This is a genomic window from Mumia sp. zg.B17, assembly GCF_019550915.1.
Taxonomy (GTDB): Bacteria; Actinomycetota; Actinomycetes; order Propionibacteriales; family Nocardioidaceae; genus Mumia.
In genome coordinates, this window is the sequence record NZ_JAHWCI010000006.1 from 406,718 (window position 1) to 426,655 (window position 19,938).

Consider the following 19,938-nt stretch of genomic DNA (forward strand, 5'->3'; position numbering starts at 1 on the left):
GTGCTGCGAGCAGGACTGACGTCGCCACGGGACGCTGATCAGCACCGGCCAGACAACCGACCGTGTCCATGAGGCCCCCTGCTCGGCCGACCGTTCCGCCACCCGCCCCGTCAAGAACACCTCAGGACGCATCAACACGGCGTCTGGAGGCAGGACCTCGGCCTGCGGATCGGGCACGGTGCAAAGGTGAACAGATACGCCGACATCGACGCTCTCCTGCGGAGCAGCAGTCACGCCTTCCACGATGCGGTGCGTGCGGCGCTGACCGGGGACCGGGAGCACGCAGGCGCGGTCCTGGCCGGTTCGCAGGCGCGGCACGACCTCGCCCGCGCGGCCGAGGAGACGCTTCGAGAGCGGACGTGGGTGCCCGCCCCTCAGCTCGCGCGCGAGCTGCAGCTCATCAGCGGGATCGTCCGCGTCGCCACCGTGACCGACCGGCTCGCCGCACAGGTCGTCATGAACCCCGAGCCACCCGGCCCGTGGCTGGCGCTCGAACTCACGGTCCTGCTCGATACCGGCGATCGTCGCTTCCGCCAGCTTCTGGACACCGGATCGACGGCAACCCTCGACCCATCCAGCCGCGGCTGCGCGGCGCGGCTCTTCGAGGTCGCCGACCACTCCGTCGGTGACGCCTCCCCGACGGCTGCGCTTTGCGGGGTGCTGGCAACGGCCCTGCTGCAGGTCTCGCGTCAGGCCGCGGCGGCGTGACGCGACGACTACGGCTCGGTGATCGGCGCCTGGAGCATCCCGGCGATCGCGTCACAGAGGAACGTCCCCGCCTCCGTCCAGCGCGCGGGCTCACTCGACCTCGCCGCGCGCTCCTCGATCTCCGCACAGGCCGTGCTGACGGCGTGGGCCACCAACCTGGCCCTCGCCTCGACGATCGAGCGGTCGAGGTACGCCAGCCGGTCCGCGACCGAACCGACGATCTGCGGGGTGCTCGAGAAGATGCCGGCGCCGCCGCGCGCCAATGCTCTGATCTCGGGGTCGTGGACGGCCTGATCCAGGAAACGGGCTCGCCATGACGGGGTCGGGAGGTCGGCGAGGGAGTCGACGAGAGGGATGACGAGGGCGCGGATGTCCCCGAGCAGCGAGTCGGACTGTGCGTACAAGCGCTGCTGCGCCGGCTCGACGGCGGCACGGTGCCGGTCCAACAACGTCTGCAGGAGCCCTGTTCGGCCACCGAAGTAGTAGTGGACGGCGGAGTGGTTGCTGTTCCCCGCGGCTTCTGCGACCTGCCGGTCGGAGACGGTGTGCACGCCCTGCTCGGCGAACAGGCGTTCGGCTGCATCCAGCAGGTGGTGCCGGGCGTCAGGACGGGGCATCGCATTCTCTCGCTCGGCGCTGTGACGGGCGGCTCACGTATCGCCCTCACGATAATAAGCCACGTGACTTAGGGTAGGGCGCGCGGCCCACTCCGTGCCGACCGCCTCTCGAGGAGATGACCTTGGCGTCCAGCGTCGAACCAGCACTGCCGGCTCCCACCGACCCGGCGACGAAGTACCCCCCTCCGCCACCGGAGACGCCGGCCGAGCGCAAGGGTCGCCTCGTCGCCCTCTTCGTGATGCCGTTCCTGATCGTCACGATGATGTACGCGACGTACATGGGCACCATGCACAGCCCGCACGCCCGGGACCTCCCGGTCGCCGTCGTGGGCGCGGACGCCACCGCTCAGCAGTTCGCCGACGATCTGCAGGAGAGCTCCGGCGACGCGCTCGAGGTGCGCACGGTGGACACGCTGCCCGAGGCGAACGAGCTCCTCCGCGAGCAGGAGATCGCCGGCGCGATCGAGATCCCCGCCGCCGGCGGGAGCGCGTCGATCCATCGCGCGATGGCTGCTGGCGCGTCACAGGCGACGCTCGTCGACAAGGCACTGACGCCCGCGGCTGCCGCCGCGGGTTGGCAGGTCGACACGGTCGACGTCGAACCACTCACCGACGGCGACGGGTCCGGCACGCTGGTGCTCTTCGCCGCCATGGGCATGATGCTCGCGGGGTACGTTCCGCTGAGCACGCTCCTGTCCGGTCTGCCGAACCTGCTGCGCCTGCGGCGGTTCCTCCCCCTCGCGGTCGGCTGGGGCGCGTTCACCAGCTCCCTGATCTGGTTGATCCTCGGCCCGATCGTCGGCGCCCTCGATGGCCACTACCCACTGTTCCTCGGGATCGGGACGCTGGCGGTCACCGCCGTCGGCATCACGCAGCTGCTGTTCACCAAAGTGCTGGGCCCGTTCGCCGTCCTGCTGGGCATGCTGCTCTGGGTCGTCTTCGGTGTCCCGGCGTCCAACCTCGCCATGTCGGTCCACTCGATGCCAGGGATGTTCCAGTGGCTGCACGGCGTGCTGCCACTACCGGCCGCGGGTGAGGCGCTGCGATCGGTCCTCTACTTCGACGGCGACGGTGTCGGCGAGCACGTCACCACCCTCGGCGTGTGGCTGGTCGTCGCGCTCGTGCTCGCAGCGCTCAAGGAACGTCGGTCCGGTGATCTCATCATCGCCGGCCCGCTCTACACGGCCCCGGACGCGCCGCTCCCGGCCCTGCCGGGCGGACCCGTTGCGCGCTACCGAACCCGGCTCGTCGCAGCCATGATGTTCCCCCTGACGATCGTCGTGACGGTCGTGACGCTCATGAGCTTCTCGATGCACGAGCCGGACGTGAGCGACATGCCGGTAGCGGTGGTGGCACCGGCCGCCCAGGCCGAGCCGCTCGTCGCCGCACTCGAACCCGACCTCGGCGAGTACCTCGACCTCAGCGTCGTCGAGTCCCGGGAGGAGGCCGACGACCTCATCCGCAGCCAGGAGATCGTGGCCGCGTACGTGCTGCCCGAGGCAGCCGGCACGAGCCCCACGCTCGTTACCGCCGGTGGCGCCGGCGCCAGCCAGCAGACCGCCGTCACCCAGATGTTCACGCCGATCGCCGCGGCGAGCGGCAGCGAGCTCGCCCTCGAGGACGCCGCACCGCTCACGGACGACGACGTCAACGGCAGCAACAGCCTGTACGCCGGCATGGCATGGATCATGGCTGGCTTCCTCTTCTTCGCCGTCATGCGCGGAGGCGCGCCCGACCTGACCCGGACCCGGCAGCTCCTCCCGCTCGTCGCGGGCTGGTCGGTCGGCATCTCGGTCTGGCTGTGGTTCCTCTTCGACGTGCTCATCGGCGCGGTCGACGGGCACGCCTTCGAGATGATCGGCTACGGCTCGTTGACCGTGTTCGCGGTCGCGTGGGCCAGCGCCGTGCTCACCCGGACGCTCGGTCTGTTCGGTCTGATCCCGGTGATGATCGTGGTGATGCTCGCCGGTGTGCCCGCCTCGGGGGGTGGCTTGTCGCTCTACATGGTTCCTGAGCTCTTCCGGCCTCTCGCGGAGATCCTGCCGCTCCCGGCCGCGGTCGACGTCGTCCGGTCGATGACCTATCTCGACGCGACCGGGATCGGACGCGACCTGCTCGTCCTGGGCATCTGGGGCGCGGTCGGGCTGCTGCTCAACGTGCTCGTCGTCGACCGGTGGCTGAACCGGAAGCACGTCCGGCCACCCGCCCCGTTGGGCCCGAAGTATCGGCCCGAGCGAAAGAGCAGGGCGGAGTCGACCGGCGATGGGGACGGCGACCTGGCTCCTGCCGCCCTCTCACCGGTGGGGACACCATGAGGGCGTGACGGCGGCCCCGCTCAGTCGAGCATCTAGCCGTCGACGCCGACCAGATCCTCTCCGTCCTTCCCGCCGGCGGGAGGGACAGCGGGGGGAGCGACCGCGTCCGTGTGCGGTGCGGTCCCCTCGCTGCGGGCGAGCCTCTCGGCCGCTGCGGCCATCGCGGCACGGTCCGGTGGCAGGACGCCACGGACAGTCGTCAGGCTCTCCTCCCAGTCGGGGTTGCGCGCGTACCAGGAGTGTCCGTAGATCTCGGCCACCGGCCCGTCCTGGAGGCGCTGGTCGTACGCGATCGGGTCGGCGAGCCGCCAGTCCGCGCCGCACCGACGGGTGCGGTACGGGCTGGTGTACTCGTCGTCCTGCTCCCCGCCGAACGCGTCCGGGAAGTGGTGGGACCGTGCCCGTGAGTCGGCGGTGTCGACCTGGTGCCCCCACGAGAGCACCGGTCCCGCCAGCTCGTCGGTGGTCCGGTAGAGGTTGACCCACGCGCCGTTGAGCTCGCGGTAGAGCTGGTTGATCGCGGCGAAGTTGACGTAGGCAGGGAAAGCCTTCGGGAAAATCACCCGGAGCTGCGAGCCGAAGGTGACCAGGCCGACGCGGTCGCGTTCGTGCTCGTCGAGCAGCATCATCGTGGCGAAGCTGATGAGGCTGCCCTGGCTGTGCCCGCAGACCACGACGCGTCGGGTGCCGTCGTCAGGGAGCCGCGCGAGGTGCCACCGGATCCGCTCGCGCAGGTCCTCGACGCACCGCTTGGAGTAGGCACGCGGAGAGAAGGGGTGCACAGCGTGGGGCCAGAAGGCCAGCACGTCCCAGACGACGTTGAGGCCGCGCCGCTTGCCTTCCTGAGCGACGGCCTTGCGGCTCTGGAGCAGCAGCCACCCGGCGGCTGTGATGAGCAGCCACGCCCCGAACAGCGCGACGACGTTCGACTTGGCGACCCCGTCCGCGCCGACGACGTACTTGGGCTGGCTGAGGACGTCGAGCCACCCCGGAGCGTTGCCGCACGTGCTGGGGTCACGTGAGTTGATGCAAGGGACGAGCTCGACGGCGAGCACCACGGCGAGGACCATGCCGGCGCCGGCGAACGCGAGGCAGATCGCGCCGATCGCGTTCTTGACGCGCGCCTTCTGCACCGCGAAGCGCACGCGGCTGACCCAGCGAGCAGGGACCAGGAGCGACCCGCCGTCGGTGTACATGGCGGTGACCCGTTCTCCGGTGCGCCGGCGTCGACGCATGCGCCACACCACGACGGCGACCGCGATCATCACGAGGATGACCACGTTGAGCCCCCACGCGTACGCGACGCGGTCGAGCATCGGCGTCGTGCCGACCGTCACCGAGGCGGCGTCGGACGACCCCTCGACCGGGGTCGAGAGATTGAGCACGGACGAGATCCCGGTGGCGACGGCAGCGGAGAACCCGACGCCGATGAAGGTCCCGACGGCGGTGAACAACGCGGCGCCCATCCCCCACGCGTACGGGGTGAAGTAGCGGGCCGGGCTGCCGTCATCCGCCCGCTGTGAACGCTGGGCGAGGACGAGCGCGAGGTTGACGACGAAGAGCGCGAGCAGCGCTGCGACACCGATCACGAGCAGCCAGTTGGCGATGATGTCGAAGGACTCGGGACGGTCCCGGACCATCGTCCACTCGGTCCGGCTGACACCGCGCAGGCCGACGAGGGCGGAGACCAGCAGGGCGACGCTGCCGGCGAGCGCGAGCAGGCCGAGCACGGCGGTCGTCTGCTTCCACACCTGCCGCCAGGTCGTGTGTCCGGACGGCAGGTGGTCACGGGTGCCCTTCTCCGGGTCGCCCAGCAGTGTGACCACGGCGACCACGGCGATCCAGCCGCACAGTGCGAGCTGGATCGAGACCATGTCGTGCTCCCACGCGAACGGGTGCCCCGCCCACACCCCCATCGCCGCCACGACGAGCAGGGCGGCGGCGAGGTGGAGGTCTCGCAGCGTGGGGGTGCGGGTGTCGCCGGAGTAGAACGACTCCTGGGCCAACGGCGTGACCGAGCGCTCCTTCGGCGGCTCGAACGTCTCGATCTCCGGCGGCGCGGCGCCGGTCCGCCGAGCCGCCAGGCGGTCCCAGAGCCTGCGGGGACGGCCCGTGCGGTAGCCCTTGCCGAGGTACGCGATCACGAAGACCACGAGTGCGGTGAGGATGACCGCGGTCCCGAGGACGACGCTCGGGTCGAGCGACCGGAGGAAGCGCACGTTCGGGGCCCAGCGCCAGGCGATGAGGTCGATGATCACCAGACCGGCGGCGAAGGCGAACATCGACGTGAGGAGCACGGCGACCAGCCGGAGCAGGGCGTCGCACACCGCATGGAGCGCTCGCGGGAGGCGACCGCCGGTGATCGGCGGAAGCATGTAGTGGGCCGCGTTGACCATGCCGAACGGCAGCAGGACGAGCCACAGCGCCTTGACCCTGCTCCCGGAGGTGAGTCGCCCCCAGTGATACGCCTCCAGCGTCTGCCCGGCGGTGCCCGGCAGCTCGCCGCCCGCGGCGTCGACCGAACGGAAGTAGCGGGACTCGTCGTCGCCGCCGACCTGACGGACGTACGGCCGGTCCAGCATCGAACCGGCGGGCGTCCCGCTGACCCCGTGCACGCGGAGCTCGACCCACTCGTCGGACATGGCAACCACCTCTTTCTCGGCTCGACAGTAGACCTCGCGAGGTCCTCTGGTGCCGTGCTTGCCGCACCCCGGCGTGCCAGAGTGGGGCATGGCGTCGAGCACTCTGGACGTAGACGGTCGGACCCTCAAGGTCAGCAACCTCGACAAGGTGCTCTATCCCGAGGAGGGGACGACGAAGTTCGACGTGATCCAGTACGTGCTGTCGGTCGCCGACCCGCTCCTCGGCCAGCTCGCCGATCGCCCCTGTACGCGCAAACGGTGGCCCGACGGCGTGGCGAAGGAGCCGTTTTTCGAGAAGAACGTCCCGCGAGGCACCCCGGACTGGGTGCGCACCGTCGAGGTCGCGACACCCGGGAGCTCGAGGGGTCGCGACTCGCTGATCTTCCCCGTGGTCGAGCATCCCTCCGACCTCGTGTGGCTGGCGAACCTCGCCGCGCTCGAGCTGCACACCCCGCAGTGGACGGTCGGTCCACGGGGCGGGGTCCGTGACGCCGACAGGCTCGTGATCGACCTCGATCCCGGCGAGCCCGCCGGGCTGGCGGAGGCGGTGGAGGTCGGCCACCTGGTTCGTGAGCGGCTCGAGGCCGACGGCTGGCGCACCGTCCCCGTCACGAGCGGCAGCAAGGGCGTTCACCTGTACGCGTCCCACGGACGCGACTCCTCACCCGACGCCCTGCGCGAGTACGCCCGCGGCATCGCCGACGAGCTGTCGGGCGAGCACCCGGATCGCGTCCTCTCGGTGATGAGGCGCGCGGACCGCCACGGCAAGGTCTTCCTCGACTGGAGCCAGAACGTCCGCGCGAAGACCACCATCACGCCGTACTCGCTCCGCGGCAGGTCGCGGCCCTGGGTGGCAGCGCCACGGACCTGGGACGAGCTCGACGACCCGTCGGCGGTGCGGCAGGTGCTCTTCACCGAGATGGCCGAGCGCCTCGAGCGCTTCGGCGACCCGATGACGGACCTGACCGACGTCTGATCGTGTCGTCTCAGCGCGTGGTGGGCGCGGCCTGCACCCGTCCGACGAGCAGATCGGCCGCGGCCGGAAGGTCGGACGCCACCTCCACCTCCACACCGTCGCGCGCGATCTCGGCGACGTCGGCGGCGATGGTGCTCCAACCCCCGCCGCCGAGCAGGATCGTCGTGGGCGTCCCCGCCTTCATGGCGGCGAGGACGGTGTCACGCGCCCCGTCCTCCGAGGTGGACCACAGATAGACCGCGGTGGGCGTGATCTGGCGCAGCAGGCCGACGAGGGCCTCGCACGGCACCCCGAATCCCAGCGAGACGGCGGCGATCCCCTTGCCCGCCAGCGCCGCCTCGAGCGCGAGCACGGCCAGCGATTCCGCTCGGCCGTCGAGTGCGGCGAGGACCACCGGGTGGCTTCCGACGAACCTCGGCGCGAACGCACGCGCGACCGATCTGAGCTCCGCCTCGACCCGCTCACGGAGGACGGAGGCGACCTCGATGCCGAGCTCACCCTTCTCGACCCGCTCGGTGACGTGGTCGAGTGCTGGAGAGAGCACGTTCGTCCACGCTCCGAGGGCGCCCCACTCGTGCAACGTGGTGGCGAGCACCGAGGTGACGCCGACGACGTCCATCGCGGCAGCGGCGACGACGATCCGCTCGACCGACTCGACGGGAGTGGCGATCATGTCGTCGGGTGACGTCGAGAGGACGTCGTCCGAGGCGAGGGCGGCGGCCAGCCCGCCGGCGTCGAGCGACAGGGCAACCTTGGCCGCCGACTCCGCGGAGACGCCGCTGCTGACCATGCGGTTCATCAGCTGGACCCGGCGGATGTCGATCTCGCTGTATCGCCGGTGCCCGCCCTCGGTGCGGCGGCTGGGCCCGATCCCGTAGCGGCGCTCCCACGTGCGCAGCGTCGGGGTCGCGATCCCGATGTGCTCCGCGACCGCTCCCACGCCCCACAGGAACTCTGAACCATCACTCATGCGCGTCTCCACCCCCGGTCGAACCGGGTGTCGTGCTTCGAGGACCCTCTCCGTAACCGGTCGGCGCCCCCTGCACTCATACCGATCCCAGAGTATCCCGCGTGAGGGAGTCACCCGCAGAAAACCGCGGCCGGCAGGACCTTGTGCGATGAATCAGATTTGGATAAGTTCTGAATCGGTTGCATGCCGCGTTGATTCATAGGGGGTACCAACATGGCAAGCATTGCCCGCCTACCCATGCCTCTGATGGAGGCTTACGAGTGGCAGTACGAAGGGGCATGCCGAGAGGCTGACCCTGAGACGTTCTTCTCTCCCGAGTCCGAGCGCGGCCCACGTCGGCACGCTCGTGAGCACCTCGCCAAGACCTACTGTGCACGTTGCCCAGTACGCGGTGAGTGTTTGCAGCACGCGTTGAAGGTGAAGGAGCCGTACGGCGTCTGGGGTGGCCTGACGACTGGTGAGCGAGCAGCGCTGCTCACCGGAGAGAGGACCGCTGGATAAGAAGCAGCACCGATGGGTTGGCCGGACCCCCGCTCCGGTTGCCCACGACGAGTACTGAGACGTTACGCATCGACATCACCGCTGCGAGACGGGCCGGATGTCGATACGCAAAGTCTCAGCCGAGGTCGTTCCTCAGCCCCAGAACACGTGCTCCACGACGTGACGTGCCCGACGCGTCGCGCGCAGGTAGTCGTCGACCATGTGCTCGCCGCCGTCGATGCCGTAGCCGAGCAGCCAGGCCACGCCGGCGCGGTCGTTGGCGTTCTCGGGCAGCGATGCGACCGGCCGGTTGCGCAGCAGCACGTAGGCGTTGCGGATGCGGCTCACCAACCGCCACGCCTCCTCCAGCACCGCTGCCTCCTCCGACGCGAGCAGACCGGCCTCGGCGGCCGCGTGCAGCGCCGGCAGCGTCTCGGTCGTCCGCAGGCCCTCGACCGTGGAGGCGTGCTGCATCTGCAGGAGCTGGACCGTCCACTCGACGTCGGCGATGCCTCCGCGGCCGAGCTTGAGGTGCGTGGCGGGGTCGGCGCCGCGCGGCAGGCGCTCGGAGTCGACACGCGCCTTGATCCGACGAATCTCGCGGACGTCGTCATCCGAGACCCCTGCCTCCGGCCAGCGCAGCGGGTCGACCATCTCGCGGAAGGCCGCGCAGAGGTCCGGATCGCCCACGACCGGCGCAGCGCGGAGCAGCGCCTGCGCCTCCCAGACCATGGACCAGCGAGCGTAGTAGGCGCGGTACGACGCGAGCGTGCGCACCAGCGGACCGGACCGACCCTCGGGACGGAGGTCGGCATCGACCTCGAGCGCCGGATCGGGGCCTGCCGTGCCGACCATGCGGCGCAGCTCGGTGGCGACGGCGCTCGCCGCCTGCGTGGCGGCCGACTCGTCCGTGTCCGGCAACGGGTCGTGGACGAACATCACGTCGGCGTCGGATCCGTACGCCGACTCGCGACCGCCGAGGCGCCCCATGAGGACGACGGCGATGCGGGTGCCCACCGGTGCTCCACGCTGGCCCTCGACCGTGCGGGTCGCGATCTGCAGGGCGGCGTCGAGCGTGGCTGCGGTCAGATCGCTCAGCGCGTGCCCGACCTCGACGATGTCGAGCCGACCGAGCACGTCCGACATGGCGATGCGCGACAGCTCACGACGGCGTACGCGGCGGACGGTGCGCAGCGCCTCGTCCGCACTCGCGTGACGCCGGACCGCCGAGCGGGTCTCGGTCGCTATCCGGTCGTACGTGCGCGGCTCGAGCTGGCTGTCGTCGCCGAGCATCGCGACGGCCTCCGGCGCGCGCTGGATGAGGTCCGTGACGTAGGCGCTGCCGGCGAGCATCTTGGCGAGCTGCTCCGCACCGGCGCCCTCGTCCCGCAGCTTGCGGAGATACCAGTGGGTGGCGCCGAGGCTCTCCGAGACCTTCCGGAACGCGAGCAGGCCACCGTCGGGGTTGGGTGAGTCGGCGAACCACGCGAGCATCGCCGGCATCAGGTGCCGCTGGATGGCGGCCGAACGGCGCACACCCGACGTGAGTGCCTTGATGTGGATGAGGGCCGCGCGCGGGTCTGCGTATCCCAGCGCCTCGAGCCGTGCCTGCGCCGCCTCCGGCGTGAGCCGCAGCGCATCGGAGGGCATGGAGGCGACGGCGTCGAGGAGCGGGCGGTAGAACAGCTTGTGGTGCAGCCGCAGGACCTCGCGACGTTGCGCCTGCCACTCCTTCACCAGGTTCTTGGCGGGGTCGCTGCGGAACGCGAGCGTGCGCCCGATCATCCGCAGCGTGTCGTCCTCGGTCGGGACCAGGTGCGTACGGCGCAGCGCGTCGAGCTGGATGCGGTGCTCGAACATCCGCAGGAACGTGTAGGCCTCCGTCATCGCCGCGCCGTCGGTACGGCCGACGTACCCGCCGTCGACGAGCGCTCGCAGCGCGTCGGTCGTGGAGCGGACGCGCAGCCGCTCGTCGGTACGACCGTGGACGAGCTGGAGCAGCTGCACCGCGAACTCGACGTCGCGGAGGCCGCCCGGCCCGAGCTTGAGCTCGCGGTCGAGCTGCGGCGCCGGGATGTTGTCGATCACGCGGCGCCGCATGCTGCGGGTGTCGGCCATGAAGTTGGGCCGGGTCGCCGCCTGCCACACCATCGGGGCGAGCGCGTCGACGTAGTCCTGGCCCAGCTCGGCGTCGCCCGCGACCGGCCGCGCCTTGAGCAGCGCCTGGAACTCCCAGGTGCTCGCCCAGCGCTCGTAGTAGGCCACGTGGCTGGACAGCGTGCGGACGAGCGGCCCGTCCTTGCCCTCGGGACGGAGGTTGGCGTCGACCTCCCAGATCGTCCCCTCGCGGGTGTGCTCGCCGCAGATCCGGATCAGTGCCGCCGCGAGCCGCGTCGCGACCTTCGTCGCCTTCTGCTCGTCGGCGCCGTCGGCCGGCGCGTGGACGAAGATGACGTCGACGTCGCTGACGTAGTTGAGCTCCCGGCCACCGCACTTGCCCATCGCGACGACGGCCAGGCGCGCCGCGTCGGAATCGTCGACCTCGTGCCGGGCGAGGCGGAGCGCCGTCGAGAGCGTCGCACCGGCGAGATCGGCGAGCTCGGCCGACGTCGTCTCGTACGGGCTGCGTCGGGTGAGGTCACGGGCGGCGATCTGGAGGAGCTGGCGCTTGTACGCCACCCGCAGCGCGTCCGGGTCGTCGACGTCGGCGAGGACCTGCTCGAAGGCGTGCTGGTCCCGGGGCGCGAGCGGCATCGTGGTCGCCCGCAGGTCGAGGACCGCCTCCGGATGGATGACGAGGAACTCCCCCAGTGCGCGACTCGCGCCGAGCACGGCGACCAGACGGGTCAGGAGCTCGGGGTCGGCCTCGAGGTGCGACACGAGGTCGGGGTCGTCGACCCCCGGCAGCTCGCGGTACGCCGCCGCGACCTCGCAGAGGTGGCGCAGCGCCAGATCGGGGTCCGCCCCGTGGGCGACCCGCTCGACGACGGCTTCGGAGCCCACCCCGCACTGGTGGAGCAGCCGGGAGGCGCCGTCGGCGTCAGCGAATCCGAGCCGAGCCAACCACCCCGACGTCGTCCGCAGCCGCTGCGGCCTCTGGTCGTCGGCCACCTCAGACCCGGGTGATCAGCCGGTCGAGCTCGAACTGCGTGACCTGCGTGCGGTAGTCGTGCCACTCCGCACGCTTGTTGCGCAGGAAGAAGTCGTAGACGTGCTCGCCCAACGTCTCCGCGACCAGCTCGCTGCTCTCGGCCTCGCGGATCGCCTCGTCGAGGTTGCGGGGCAGCGGCGCGATGCCGAGCGCACGTCGCTCGGTCTCGGTCAACGCCCAGACGTCGTCCTCGGCCTCCGGCGGCAGCTCGTAGTCCTCCTCGATGCCCTTGAGGCCAGCGGCGAGCACCATCGCGAACGCGAGGTAGGGGTTGCAGCCGGAGTCGATCGCGCGGTGCTCGATGCGTGCCGACTGCCCCTTCTGCGGCTTGTACATCGGCACGCGGATGAGGGCCGAGCGGTTGTTGTGACCCCAGCACACGTACGACGGCGCCTCGCCGCCGAAGATGAGCCGCTTGTAGGAGTTGACCCACTGGTTGGTCACCGCGGTGATCTCGGAGGTGTGCCGGAGGATGCCGGCGATGAACGACCGCCCGGTGCGCGACAGCTGGTATTCGGCTCCGGCCTCGTAGAAGGCGTTCTCGTCACCCTCGAACAGGCTCATGTGAGTGTGCATGCCCGACCCGGGGTGCTCGGTGAACGGCTTGGGCATGAAGCTCGCCCACAGGCCCTGCGAGAGCGCGACCTCACGGACCACCGTGCGGAAGGTCATGATGTTGTCGGCCGTGGTGAGCGCGTCGGCGTAGCGCAGGTCGATCTCCTGCTGACCCGGCCCACCCTCGTGGTGGCTGTACTCGACGGAGATGCCCATCGCCTCGAGCATCGTGATGACCTCGCGGCGGAAGTCCTGTCCGCCACCCTGAGCGGTGTGGTCGAAGTAGCCGGAGTCGTCCACGGGCGTCGGGATGCCGCCGGGCTCGGGCTTGCCCTTGAACAGGAAGAACTCGACCTCGGGGTGGGTGTAGAAGGTGAACCCCATCTCGGCGGCCTTCGCGAGCGTCCGCTTGAGGACGAACCGCGGGTCGGCGTACGAAGGGCTCCCGTCGGGCAGCTGGATGTCGCAGAACATGCGCGCGGTGGCGGGGGTCTCGCCTCGCCACGGGAGGATCTGGAAGGTCGACGGGTCGGGCTTGGCGAGCATGTCGGCCTCGTGGACACGCGCGAAGCCCTCGATGGCCGATCCGTCGAAACCGATGCCTTCGTCGAAGGCGCCCTCGAGCTCCGCGGGCGCGACCGCGACCGACTTGAGATGTCCGAGGACGTCGGTGAACCACAGCCGTACGAAGCGGACGTCGCGCTCCTCGAGCGCGCGCAGCACGAAGTCTTCCTGCTTACCCATGGGGTAAGCATGCCTGGGATTCATGACGAACGGGTGAACCGGGGTGGGAGGCCGCCACCGCTAGGCTCGACCCGTGCCTCAGCTCCGCGTCGCTCTCGCCCAGGTCAACGCTCGGGTGGGAGACCTCGACTTCAACGCCGCCCTCGTCCTCGAGCAGTGTCGTGCCGCCCACGAGGCCGGCGCGCACGTGGTCGTGCTCCCCGAGATGGTGCTCACCGGCTACCCGCTCGAGGACCTCGCGTTGAGGGCTTCGGTGGTCGCGGCGTCCCGTGCGGCGGCCGAGGACCTCGCCGCCCGTCTGGCCGACGAGGGTCTCGGCGACCTCGTCGCGTTCGTGGGCTTCCTCGATCAGGCCGACGGCGCCCCCGAGGGCCTCGGCATCCCCAAGAACGCGCCGCAGAACACCGTCGCGGTCATGCACGGCGGCCGGATCGTCGCCCGCCAGGCCAAGATCCACCTCTGGAACTACGGCGTCGGCGACGAGCTCCGCACCTTCGTCCCCGGCGACAGGCTGCAGGTCGTCGAGGTGCGCGGGGTCGACGTGGCCACCCTGATCTGCGAGGACCTCTGGCGCGACGGCATCGCCTCGGCGGTGCGCGCCGCGGGCGCCGGGCTGCTGGTCGTCCCGAACGGCTCGCCGTACGAGGCCGACAAGGACGACGTCCGGCTCGAGCTCTGCCGCCGTCGTGCGGTCGAGGGGGACGTGGCGCTGGCGTACGTGAACCTCGTCGGCGGGCAGGACGAGCTCGTCTTCGACGGCGACTCGCTGGTCGTCGACGCGGCCGGCGCGCTGCTCGGAAGGACCGCGCAGTTCGTCGAGGAGCTTCTGGTCGTCGACCTCGACCTCCCGGCGGCACGGCGCCTGATGCCGCCGGCGGACACCCGCTTCGCCGGCCTGCGCATCGAGCGCACGGTGATCTCCACCGACCCTGTCGAGCCGTACGAGCCGGTGACCTCCCCGATCCTCCCCCGCCTGGGCAACCTCGAGGAGATCTACCGCGCGCTCGTCACGGGCCTGCGCGACTACGTCGACAAGAACGGCTTCCGCTCGGTGCTGCTCGGGCTGTCGGGCGGGATCGACTCGACCCTGTGCGGGGCCATCGCGGTCGATGCGCTCGGTCCCGAGCGGGTGTTCGGCGTGTCGAACCCCAGCGAGTACTCGACCGAGCACTCGCGCTCCGACGCCGCGGAGCTGGCACGCAGGACGGGCCTGAACCTCCGCACCGTCCCCATCGCGCCGATGGTGACGTCGTTCCAGGACGCCCTCGGACTCACCGGCCTCGCCGAGGAGAACCTTCAGGCGCGGGTGCGGGCGGTGGTGTGGATGGGTCTTTCCAACCAGGAAGGCCACCTCGTGCTGGCCTGCGGCAACAAGTCAGAGGTCGCCACGGGCTACTCGACGATCTACGGGGACGCGGTCGGCGGCTACGCGCCGATCAAGGACGTGCGCAAGACGCTCGTGTGGGAGCTCGCGCGGTGGCGCAACGCGCACGCCGAGGCTCGCGGCGAGGAGCCGCCGATCCCCGAGAGCACGATCAGCAAGCCGCCCTCGGCCGAGCTCCGTCCCGGGCAGCTCGACACCGACTCGCTGCCGCCGTACGAGGTCCTCGACGGGATCCTCGACGCCTACGTCGAGCGCGACCTGCCGGCGGCTGCCGTCGTCGCGGAGGGCTACGACCCGGAGCTGGTCGAGCGGGTCGTCACGCTGGTCGACCGCGCGGAGTACAAGCGCCGCCAGTACCCGCCGGGCCCGAAGGTCACCCGTCGCAACTTCGGCCGCGACCGTCGGGTCCCGATCACGCACCGCTGGCGCGAGCACCTCGCCGAGGGCTGACGGCGGTGCGCCGGTGCCCGGGCTCTCCACCCCGGGCACCGACGCACTCCGCGCTCAGCAGCTCGGTGGCAGCGCCGTACGGTCGAGCGTCACCTCCTGGCCACGCGTCACCCGTACCGTCCCGGCGTCCTTCCAGGCACCGTTGCCTCGGCGACAGCTCAGGCTCCACGACTCCCTCACGTTGGCCGTGAACGCCTGGCTCGGGCGGTCCGAGGGATTGACGTGCCACGTGAAGCGGCCGCCCTTCGGCACGGTCATGGTCGTCTCGACGCGGTCGTCGACCGGGAGAACCAGCGGAACCGTCTCACCGGGCAGCGTCACGGGCGACGTCGTCAGGGACACGTCCTTCCGCAGCGCCAGCTCGGTGCCCGGCTTGGCCGCCCCCGAGACCACCGCGTGATAAGCAGGGTCGCTCGCCTGCCCGAACGCCGTGAGGAACGCCTCGCGTGCGGTCGACCCCTCGTACTCCCCCGTCCCCAGGTACTGGTCGATGACCGACGGGTACGGCGGGTGGAAGCGGTCGTTGTCGCGGTGACCCGGTGTGTTCTCGAACGTGAACGCGAACGTGCCGCTGGTGTAGAAGGACGTCTGCTCGGCCGTGCCGCTGGCGTCGTAGTAGATCTCAGGCCACGGGCCGGCGGGCCACCCCATGATCTGACCGAGGATCTCCGCGATCTTCTGGTAGACCGCCTCCTCGGCGGGAGTCGGCTCGTTCGGTGCACTCGGTACCCGCAGCACCCGCTCGTCGGGAGTGTGGTTGCTGATCGCCAGCGTGACGTGGTGGGAGTTCACCAGGTCGATCATGTTGGCGATCTCCGGCTCCGAGGCCGGTGCGGCACCGCGGTAGTTGCTGTCGGTCGCGCGTGCCCCGGACCCCGGACCGCCCCAGAACGCCGTGTAGTTGCGGTTCAGGTCGACGCCCAGGTTGGCCGCCCCGGCTGCTGCGCACTCGGCCCGTGTCGGGACGGCACCGTCGCGTACGCGACAGTTCTTTCGCTTCTGCTCGTGGACCAGCCCGCGTGACATCTCGTACCCGTCGGGGTTGACCACGGGCACGGCGACGAGACGTCCTCGCTCGAGCAAGGACGTGATGCGTGCGTCGTCGCCGTCGTTCTGGACGAGGTCCCAGAGGAACTCCATCGTCAGCTCGGTCGTGGGCCACTCCCGCGAGTGCGTCAGACCCGTGAGGAGGAACACGGGCTTGCCGCTGTCAGCCGTCACGTCGTGCGTGACCTCCACGCCGTACACGGGCGTGCCGAGCAGCGAGGGGCGTGGCAGCCGGAACAGCGACACCGTCCGGGGGTAGCGCCTCGCCAGCTCCTTCAGCTCGGCGTTGACGTCCTTCAAGGTCCGGTAGGACACCCGCCCGGTCGGGAGGTCCGAGCGCTCGGCCGGGTCGGCGGCAGCTGCTGCCGCCGCCTGTGCTTCGGCGGCACGCGCCTTGCGGTTGACGGCGTCGACGTCCTCGACCACCACGTCCCAGCCGAAGCCGGCCTTGCGCAACGCGCGTGCGTCGGACTCGCCGTGCAGCATCACCTCCACGTCACCACCGCGGTGTCCGGCGCCTCCGTGGTGTCCGACCTCGTCCAGTCCGAGCGCCGTGAGCCGCTCGTGGTCGGCCCGCCCGTCGAGCGCGACCTCGACGATCGTCGTTCTCCCGGGCTCGTACTCGCTCGGCTCGTCGGCCACCGCGGACCCTTGCCCGAGCGCGCCCACGGTCAGGGCGAGCGCTGCGAGCGACGCCACCATCCCTCCCCGTCGACTGCCGGGCCTCTGACGTTCCCTCATCGCTCCACCTCTTCGCTCGATGAAATCGTGTGGGCCCAATCTGGCGGCATTCCATTTCTCGCGCACGGCAAACGGTTAATTGCGTGTTACGCAAAACACATCAGGGTCGTCGTCCGGGGGTGCAACGAGCCGTTGACCCCGTGGCAGGCTGAAGGCGTCCGCGGACTCCGTCCGGGAGCTGCGAGAACGAAGGAACGACGATGACCGAACCCACAGGAACGCCACCCTCCGTTGAAGAACCCGCGCCGTACGGCACCGCGTCCACGCCGCCGCCGGCAGCACGCAAACGCGTCCGCACCCACACGCTCCAGCAGATGAAGGAGCGCGGTGAGAAGTGGGCGATGCTCACCGCCTACGACCAGTACGCCGCGGAGATCTTCGACGAGGCCGGCGTGCTCGTCCTGCTCGTCGGCGACTCGGCCGCCAACAACGTCTACGGGTACGAGTCCTCGCTGCCCGTCTCCGTCGACGAGCTGGTCCCGCTCGTGCGGGGTGTCACGCGTTCGGTGACGTACGCACACGTCGTCGCCGACCTGCCCTTCGGCAGTTATCAAGGATCGCCGGAGCAGGCCTACGACACCGCCGTCCGCTTCATGAAGGAGGGCCGTGCCCACAGCGTCAAGCTCGAGGGCGGGGCAGAGATGGCGCCGCAGATCCGGCGACTCACCCAAGGTGGCATCCCCGTGATGGCTCACATCGGCTTCACCCCGCAGTCGGAGCACTCGCTCGGCGGCTACCGCGTGCAAGGACGCGGTGACGCGGCCAAGAAGACGATCGACGACGCGCTCGCGGTCCAGGAGGCAGGCGCGTTCGCGGTGGTCATGGAGATGGTGCCGGGTGACGTCGCAACCGAGATCACCCAGCGTCTGACCATCCCCACGATCGGGATCGGAGCCGGCGTCGGCACCGACGCCCAGGTCCTGGTCTGGCAGGACATGATGGGGCTGCGCACTGGCAGGCTGCCACGGTTCGTGAAGACCTACGCCGACCTGCGGACGACGATGCTCGTCGCCGCGCGCGCCTACGTCTCCGACGTGGAGGGCGCGGCGTTCCCCACCGACGAGCACACCTTCTGAGGCCGTCGCCGGGCGCGCCCGGCGCGCGGGGGGCCGTCAGCCCAGTCGGATCCCCGCGAGCTGGGTCGCCTGCGCGACGAGCCGTCCGGTGCTGTCCCAGACGAACGTGGCCTCGTCGACCCTCTGGGCCGCGACGGTCTGGGCACGGTGCAGGATCGTGAGCGGACCCGGCGCGGGCAGCGCCCGCACGTAGACGGTCATCTCAAGCGTGGGCACCCAGCCCGTCGGCTCGATCTCGAACGTCGCGGGAGGGAATGCGTCGACGGCGTAGAGCAGCGAGACCGGGTCGAACGGCGCGTCGTCGAGGAACGACAGCCAGCCGCGCAGCTCCCCCGACCCGCTCGGACGACCGGCGGCGAAGCCCAGGGTCGCGGGGTCGAGGCGCAGGTCGACCTGCTCCATCACCGGCACCGGTACGCCGGTCGGGCTGGTGCCGGGCACCCGCACTCCCTCGTCACGGTCGCCGACCGGCCGGGGTGGCGCACCACGGTCCCAGTGGGCAGGGGCGCCGTCGGCGAGTCGCCCGACCATGAGCACCGCCTCGACGCAGGCCTGGCCGTCCTGCCGCATCGTCGCTCGTACGTGGTCGGCGCTGCGACCCTTGCGCAGCACCACGGTCTCGATCTCGACCGGCCCGGCATCGGGCGAGTGGAGGAAGTGTGCCGACGACGTGATCACGTGCTCGTGCCCGACGCTCGCGACCGCTGCTCGCCCGAGCAGCGCGAGCAGGTAGCCGCCGTTGGGCTTGTCCGCGACCGCCCACTCGGGGTCGACCTCAGCCGCGAAGCCGTCGTCGGTCGGACGGACGGCGCTGACGTCGGTGAAGGGCCGGAGCGCAGGCATGGGACTCCTCGGGTCGGCAGGATCCCATCATGACCCCGTCGACCGGCAGCCCGGTCACGAGGTCAGGTGGTGGACCGCCCGGGACCGGGAGCATCGTCGTTCCACTCGGGATCGTTGTCCCACCGCTCGTTGCGCTCCTGCGCCAGCTCGAGCGCGTGCTCGGCCTCCTCGCGGGTGGAGTACGGGCCCAGGCGATCGATCGCCTTGCAGCCCTCCTCGCCCTCGACCGTGTGGTGCCTGATGCAGTAGTAGAACTTCGCGTCCGCCATCATTGACCTCCTGCCCCCATCCTGCCCGAGCAGGACGAGGCTCGCCGAACGCCCCGGCGGTCCCGCCTACACTCGACGCGTGACCGTGCTGAGCCCCCACACCCTCTCCCCCCGTCGCAGCGTCCCCGCCTCGATCGAGGTGCCCGAGTACGTCGGCCGCAAGGCGCCCGCGCCGTACGAGGGCCCTGAGATCCGCAGCGCCGAGACGATCCGGGCGATGCGCTACGCGGGCCGGCTCGCCGCCCAGGCCCTGGACGCGGTCGAGGCAGCGATCGCGCCAGGTGTCACGACCGACGAGCTGGACGCCGTCGGCCACGCCTTCCTCGTCGAGCACGGCGCGTACCCCTCGACGCTCGGCTACCGCGGCTACCCCAAGTCGCTGTGCACCAGCGTCAACGAGGTGATCTGCCACGGCATCCCCGACGCCCGCCCGCTCGAGGACGGCGACATCGTCAACATCGACATCACCGCCTACGTCGGCGGGGTGCACGGCGACACCAACAAGACCTACCTCGTCGGCGACGTCGACGAGGAGTCGCGGCTCCTCGTCGAACGCACGGAAGAGGCGCTCATGCGCGCCATCCGGGCGGTGAAGCCCGGACGTCGCATCAACGTTGTCGGCCGTGTCATCGAGTCCTACGCCAAGCGCTTCGGCTACGGAGTCGTCCGCGACTTCACCGGGCACGGCGTCGGTCCGGCCTTCCACGACGGACTGATCGTGCCGCACTACGACGACCCGGGACACGACACCGTGATCAAGACCGGGATGACCTTCACGATCGAGCCGATGCTCACCCTCGGCACCATCGACTGGGACCTGTGGGACGACGGCTGGACGGCGACGACCAAGGACCGGTCACGCACGGCGCAGTTCGAGCACACGCTCCTGGTGACCGACTCGGGCGCGGAGATCCTGACGCTGCCGTGACCGGGGTCAGAGTGATCTACGACGCACTGTCGTAGGGACCGT

General features: G+C 70.6%; 15 protein-coding genes. 7 read left to right on the forward strand and 8 right to left on the reverse strand.

Annotated features, from left to right (window positions below):
- Nucleotides 1-186: 186 nt before the first annotated feature.
- Entirely contained in the window at nt 187-708 is a 522-nt protein-coding gene (locus tag KV097_RS10370; RefSeq protein WP_220365817.1) for a hypothetical protein, read from the forward strand.
- An 8-nt stretch (nt 709-716) separates the two neighbouring features.
- Here KV097_RS10370 and KV097_RS10375 read toward each other — a convergent pair whose 3' ends face one another.
- Entirely contained in the window at nt 717-1,325 is a 609-nt protein-coding gene (locus KV097_RS10375) for a TetR/AcrR family transcriptional regulator (protein WP_220346647.1), read from the reverse strand.
- 122 nt (nt 1,326-1,447) lie between these two features.
- Between KV097_RS10375 and KV097_RS10380 the strand changes: the two genes are divergently transcribed.
- On the forward strand, nt 1,448-3,640 hold the full coding sequence (locus KV097_RS10380; RefSeq protein WP_220365818.1) for an ABC transporter permease: 2,193 nt from the start codon (nt 1,448-1,450) through the stop codon (nt 3,638-3,640).
- 32 nt (nt 3,641-3,672) lie between these two features.
- Here the strand turns inward: KV097_RS10380 and KV097_RS10385 are convergent, their stop codons facing one another.
- Entirely contained in the window at nt 3,673-6,282 is a 2,610-nt protein-coding gene (locus KV097_RS10385) for a hypothetical protein (protein WP_220365819.1), read from the reverse strand.
- Nucleotides 6,283-6,370: 88 nt separating this feature from the next.
- On the opposite strand from KV097_RS10385, the gene ligD reads away from it, so the two are divergent.
- Entirely contained in the window at nt 6,371-7,258 is an 888-nt protein-coding gene (gene ligD / locus KV097_RS10390) for a non-homologous end-joining DNA ligase (RefSeq protein ID WP_220344286.1), read from the forward strand.
- A 10-nt stretch (nt 7,259-7,268) separates the two neighbouring features.
- Here the strand turns inward: ligD and KV097_RS10395 are convergent, their stop codons facing one another.
- On the reverse strand, nt 7,269-8,228 hold the full coding sequence (locus KV097_RS10395; protein WP_220365820.1) for a MerR family transcriptional regulator: 960 nt from the start codon (nt 8,226-8,228) through the stop codon (nt 7,269-7,271).
- A 246-nt stretch (nt 8,229-8,474) separates the two neighbouring features.
- Here KV097_RS10395 and KV097_RS10400 point away from each other — a divergent pair, with 246 nt between their 5' ends.
- Complete coding sequence (locus KV097_RS10400; protein WP_308289415.1) at nt 8,475-8,729, forward strand: WhiB family transcriptional regulator; 255 nt, start codon at nt 8,475-8,477, stop codon at nt 8,727-8,729.
- Nucleotides 8,730-8,861: 132 nt separating this feature from the next.
- Here KV097_RS10400 and KV097_RS10405 read toward each other — a convergent pair whose 3' ends face one another.
- Both KV097_RS10405 and KV097_RS10410 read right to left on the reverse strand, forming a co-directional pair.
- Nucleotides 8,862-11,819, reverse strand: coding sequence for a bifunctional [glutamine synthetase] adenylyltransferase/[glutamine synthetase]-adenylyl-L-tyrosine phosphorylase (locus KV097_RS10405; protein WP_308289399.1), 2,958 nt, complete (start codon nt 11,817-11,819; stop codon nt 8,862-8,864).
- A 1-nt stretch (nt 11,820) separates the two neighbouring features.
- Nucleotides 11,821-13,158, reverse strand: a complete 1,338-nt coding sequence (locus KV097_RS10410; protein ID WP_220344283.1) for a glutamine synthetase family protein — start codon at nt 13,156-13,158, stop codon at nt 11,821-11,823.
- Between the two features lie 73 nt (nt 13,159-13,231).
- On the opposite strand from KV097_RS10410, the gene KV097_RS10415 reads away from it, so the two are divergent.
- The gene (locus KV097_RS10415; protein WP_220365821.1) at nt 13,232-14,992 is read left to right on the forward strand and encodes an NAD+ synthase; all 1,761 of its coding nucleotides are present in this window, start codon (nt 13,232-13,234) and stop codon (nt 14,990-14,992) included.
- A 54-nt stretch (nt 14,993-15,046) separates the two neighbouring features.
- Here KV097_RS10415 and KV097_RS10420 read toward each other — a convergent pair whose 3' ends face one another.
- Nucleotides 15,047-16,741, reverse strand: coding sequence for a M14 family zinc carboxypeptidase (locus KV097_RS10420; protein WP_220365822.1), 1,695 nt, complete (start codon nt 16,739-16,741; stop codon nt 15,047-15,049).
- A gap of 239 nt (nt 16,742-16,980) precedes the next feature.
- Here KV097_RS10420 and panB point away from each other — a divergent pair, with 239 nt between their 5' ends.
- The gene (panB, locus tag KV097_RS10425) at nt 16,981-17,856 is read left to right on the forward strand and encodes a 3-methyl-2-oxobutanoate hydroxymethyltransferase (protein WP_220365823.1); all 876 of its coding nucleotides are present in this window, start codon (nt 16,981-16,983) and stop codon (nt 17,854-17,856) included.
- A 36-nt stretch (nt 17,857-17,892) separates the two neighbouring features.
- On the opposite strand, the gene KV097_RS10430 is transcribed toward panB, so the two are convergent.
- Together KV097_RS10430 and KV097_RS10435 are read right to left on the reverse strand one after the other, a co-directional pair.
- Entirely contained in the window at nt 17,893-18,699 is an 807-nt protein-coding gene (locus KV097_RS10430) for a thioesterase family protein (protein ID WP_220365824.1), read from the reverse strand.
- A gap of 62 nt (nt 18,700-18,761) precedes the next feature.
- Nucleotides 18,762-18,968 carry a hypothetical protein gene (locus KV097_RS10435; RefSeq protein ID WP_220365825.1) on the reverse strand — a complete coding sequence of 69 codons (207 nt, stop codon included), beginning with the start codon at nt 18,966-18,968 and terminating at the stop codon, nt 18,762-18,764.
- Nucleotides 18,969-19,047: 79 nt separating this feature from the next.
- On the opposite strand from KV097_RS10435, the gene map reads away from it, so the two are divergent.
- Nucleotides 19,048-19,896: a type I methionyl aminopeptidase gene (map, locus tag KV097_RS10440; RefSeq protein WP_220344277.1), complete on the forward strand. Its 849-nt coding sequence runs from the start codon at nt 19,048-19,050 to the stop codon at nt 19,894-19,896.
- The last annotated feature ends 42 nt before the right edge of the window (nt 19,897-19,938 follow it).

Bases quoted from the DNA above. Each gene is read 5' to 3' on its own strand.
- KV097_RS10430 (WP_220365824.1), bottom strand. From the start codon at position 18,699: ATGCCTGCGCTCCGGCCCTTCACCGACGTCAGCGCCGTCCGTCCGACC.
- KV097_RS10420 (WP_220365822.1), bottom strand. From the start codon at position 16,741: ATGGTGGCGTCGCTCGCAGCGCTCGCCCTGACCGTGGGCGCGCTCGGG.
- KV097_RS10400 (WP_308289415.1), top strand. From the start codon at position 8,475: ATGGAGGCTTACGAGTGGCAGTACGAAGGGGCATGCCGAGAGGCTGAC.
- KV097_RS10395 (WP_220365820.1), bottom strand. From the start codon at position 8,228: ATGAGTGATGGTTCAGAGTTCCTGTGGGGCGTGGGAGCGGTCGCGGAG.
- KV097_RS10385 (WP_220365819.1), bottom strand. From the start codon at position 6,282: ATGTCCGACGAGTGGGTCGAGCTCCGCGTGCACGGGGTCAGCGGGACG.
- KV097_RS10435 (WP_220365825.1), bottom strand. From the start codon at position 18,968: ATGGCGGACGCGAAGTTCTACTACTGCATCAGGCACCACACGGTCGAG.
- ligD (WP_220344286.1), top strand. From the start codon at position 6,371: ATGGCGTCGAGCACTCTGGACGTAGACGGTCGGACCCTCAAGGTCAGC.
- KV097_RS10410 (WP_220344283.1), bottom strand. From the start codon at position 13,158: ATGGGTAAGCAGGAAGACTTCGTGCTGCGCGCGCTCGAGGAGCGCGAC.
- KV097_RS10375 (WP_220346647.1), bottom strand. From the start codon at position 1,325: ATGCCCCGTCCTGACGCCCGGCACCACCTGCTGGATGCAGCCGAACGC.
- panB (WP_220365823.1), top strand. From the start codon at position 16,981: ATGACCGAACCCACAGGAACGCCACCCTCCGTTGAAGAACCCGCGCCG.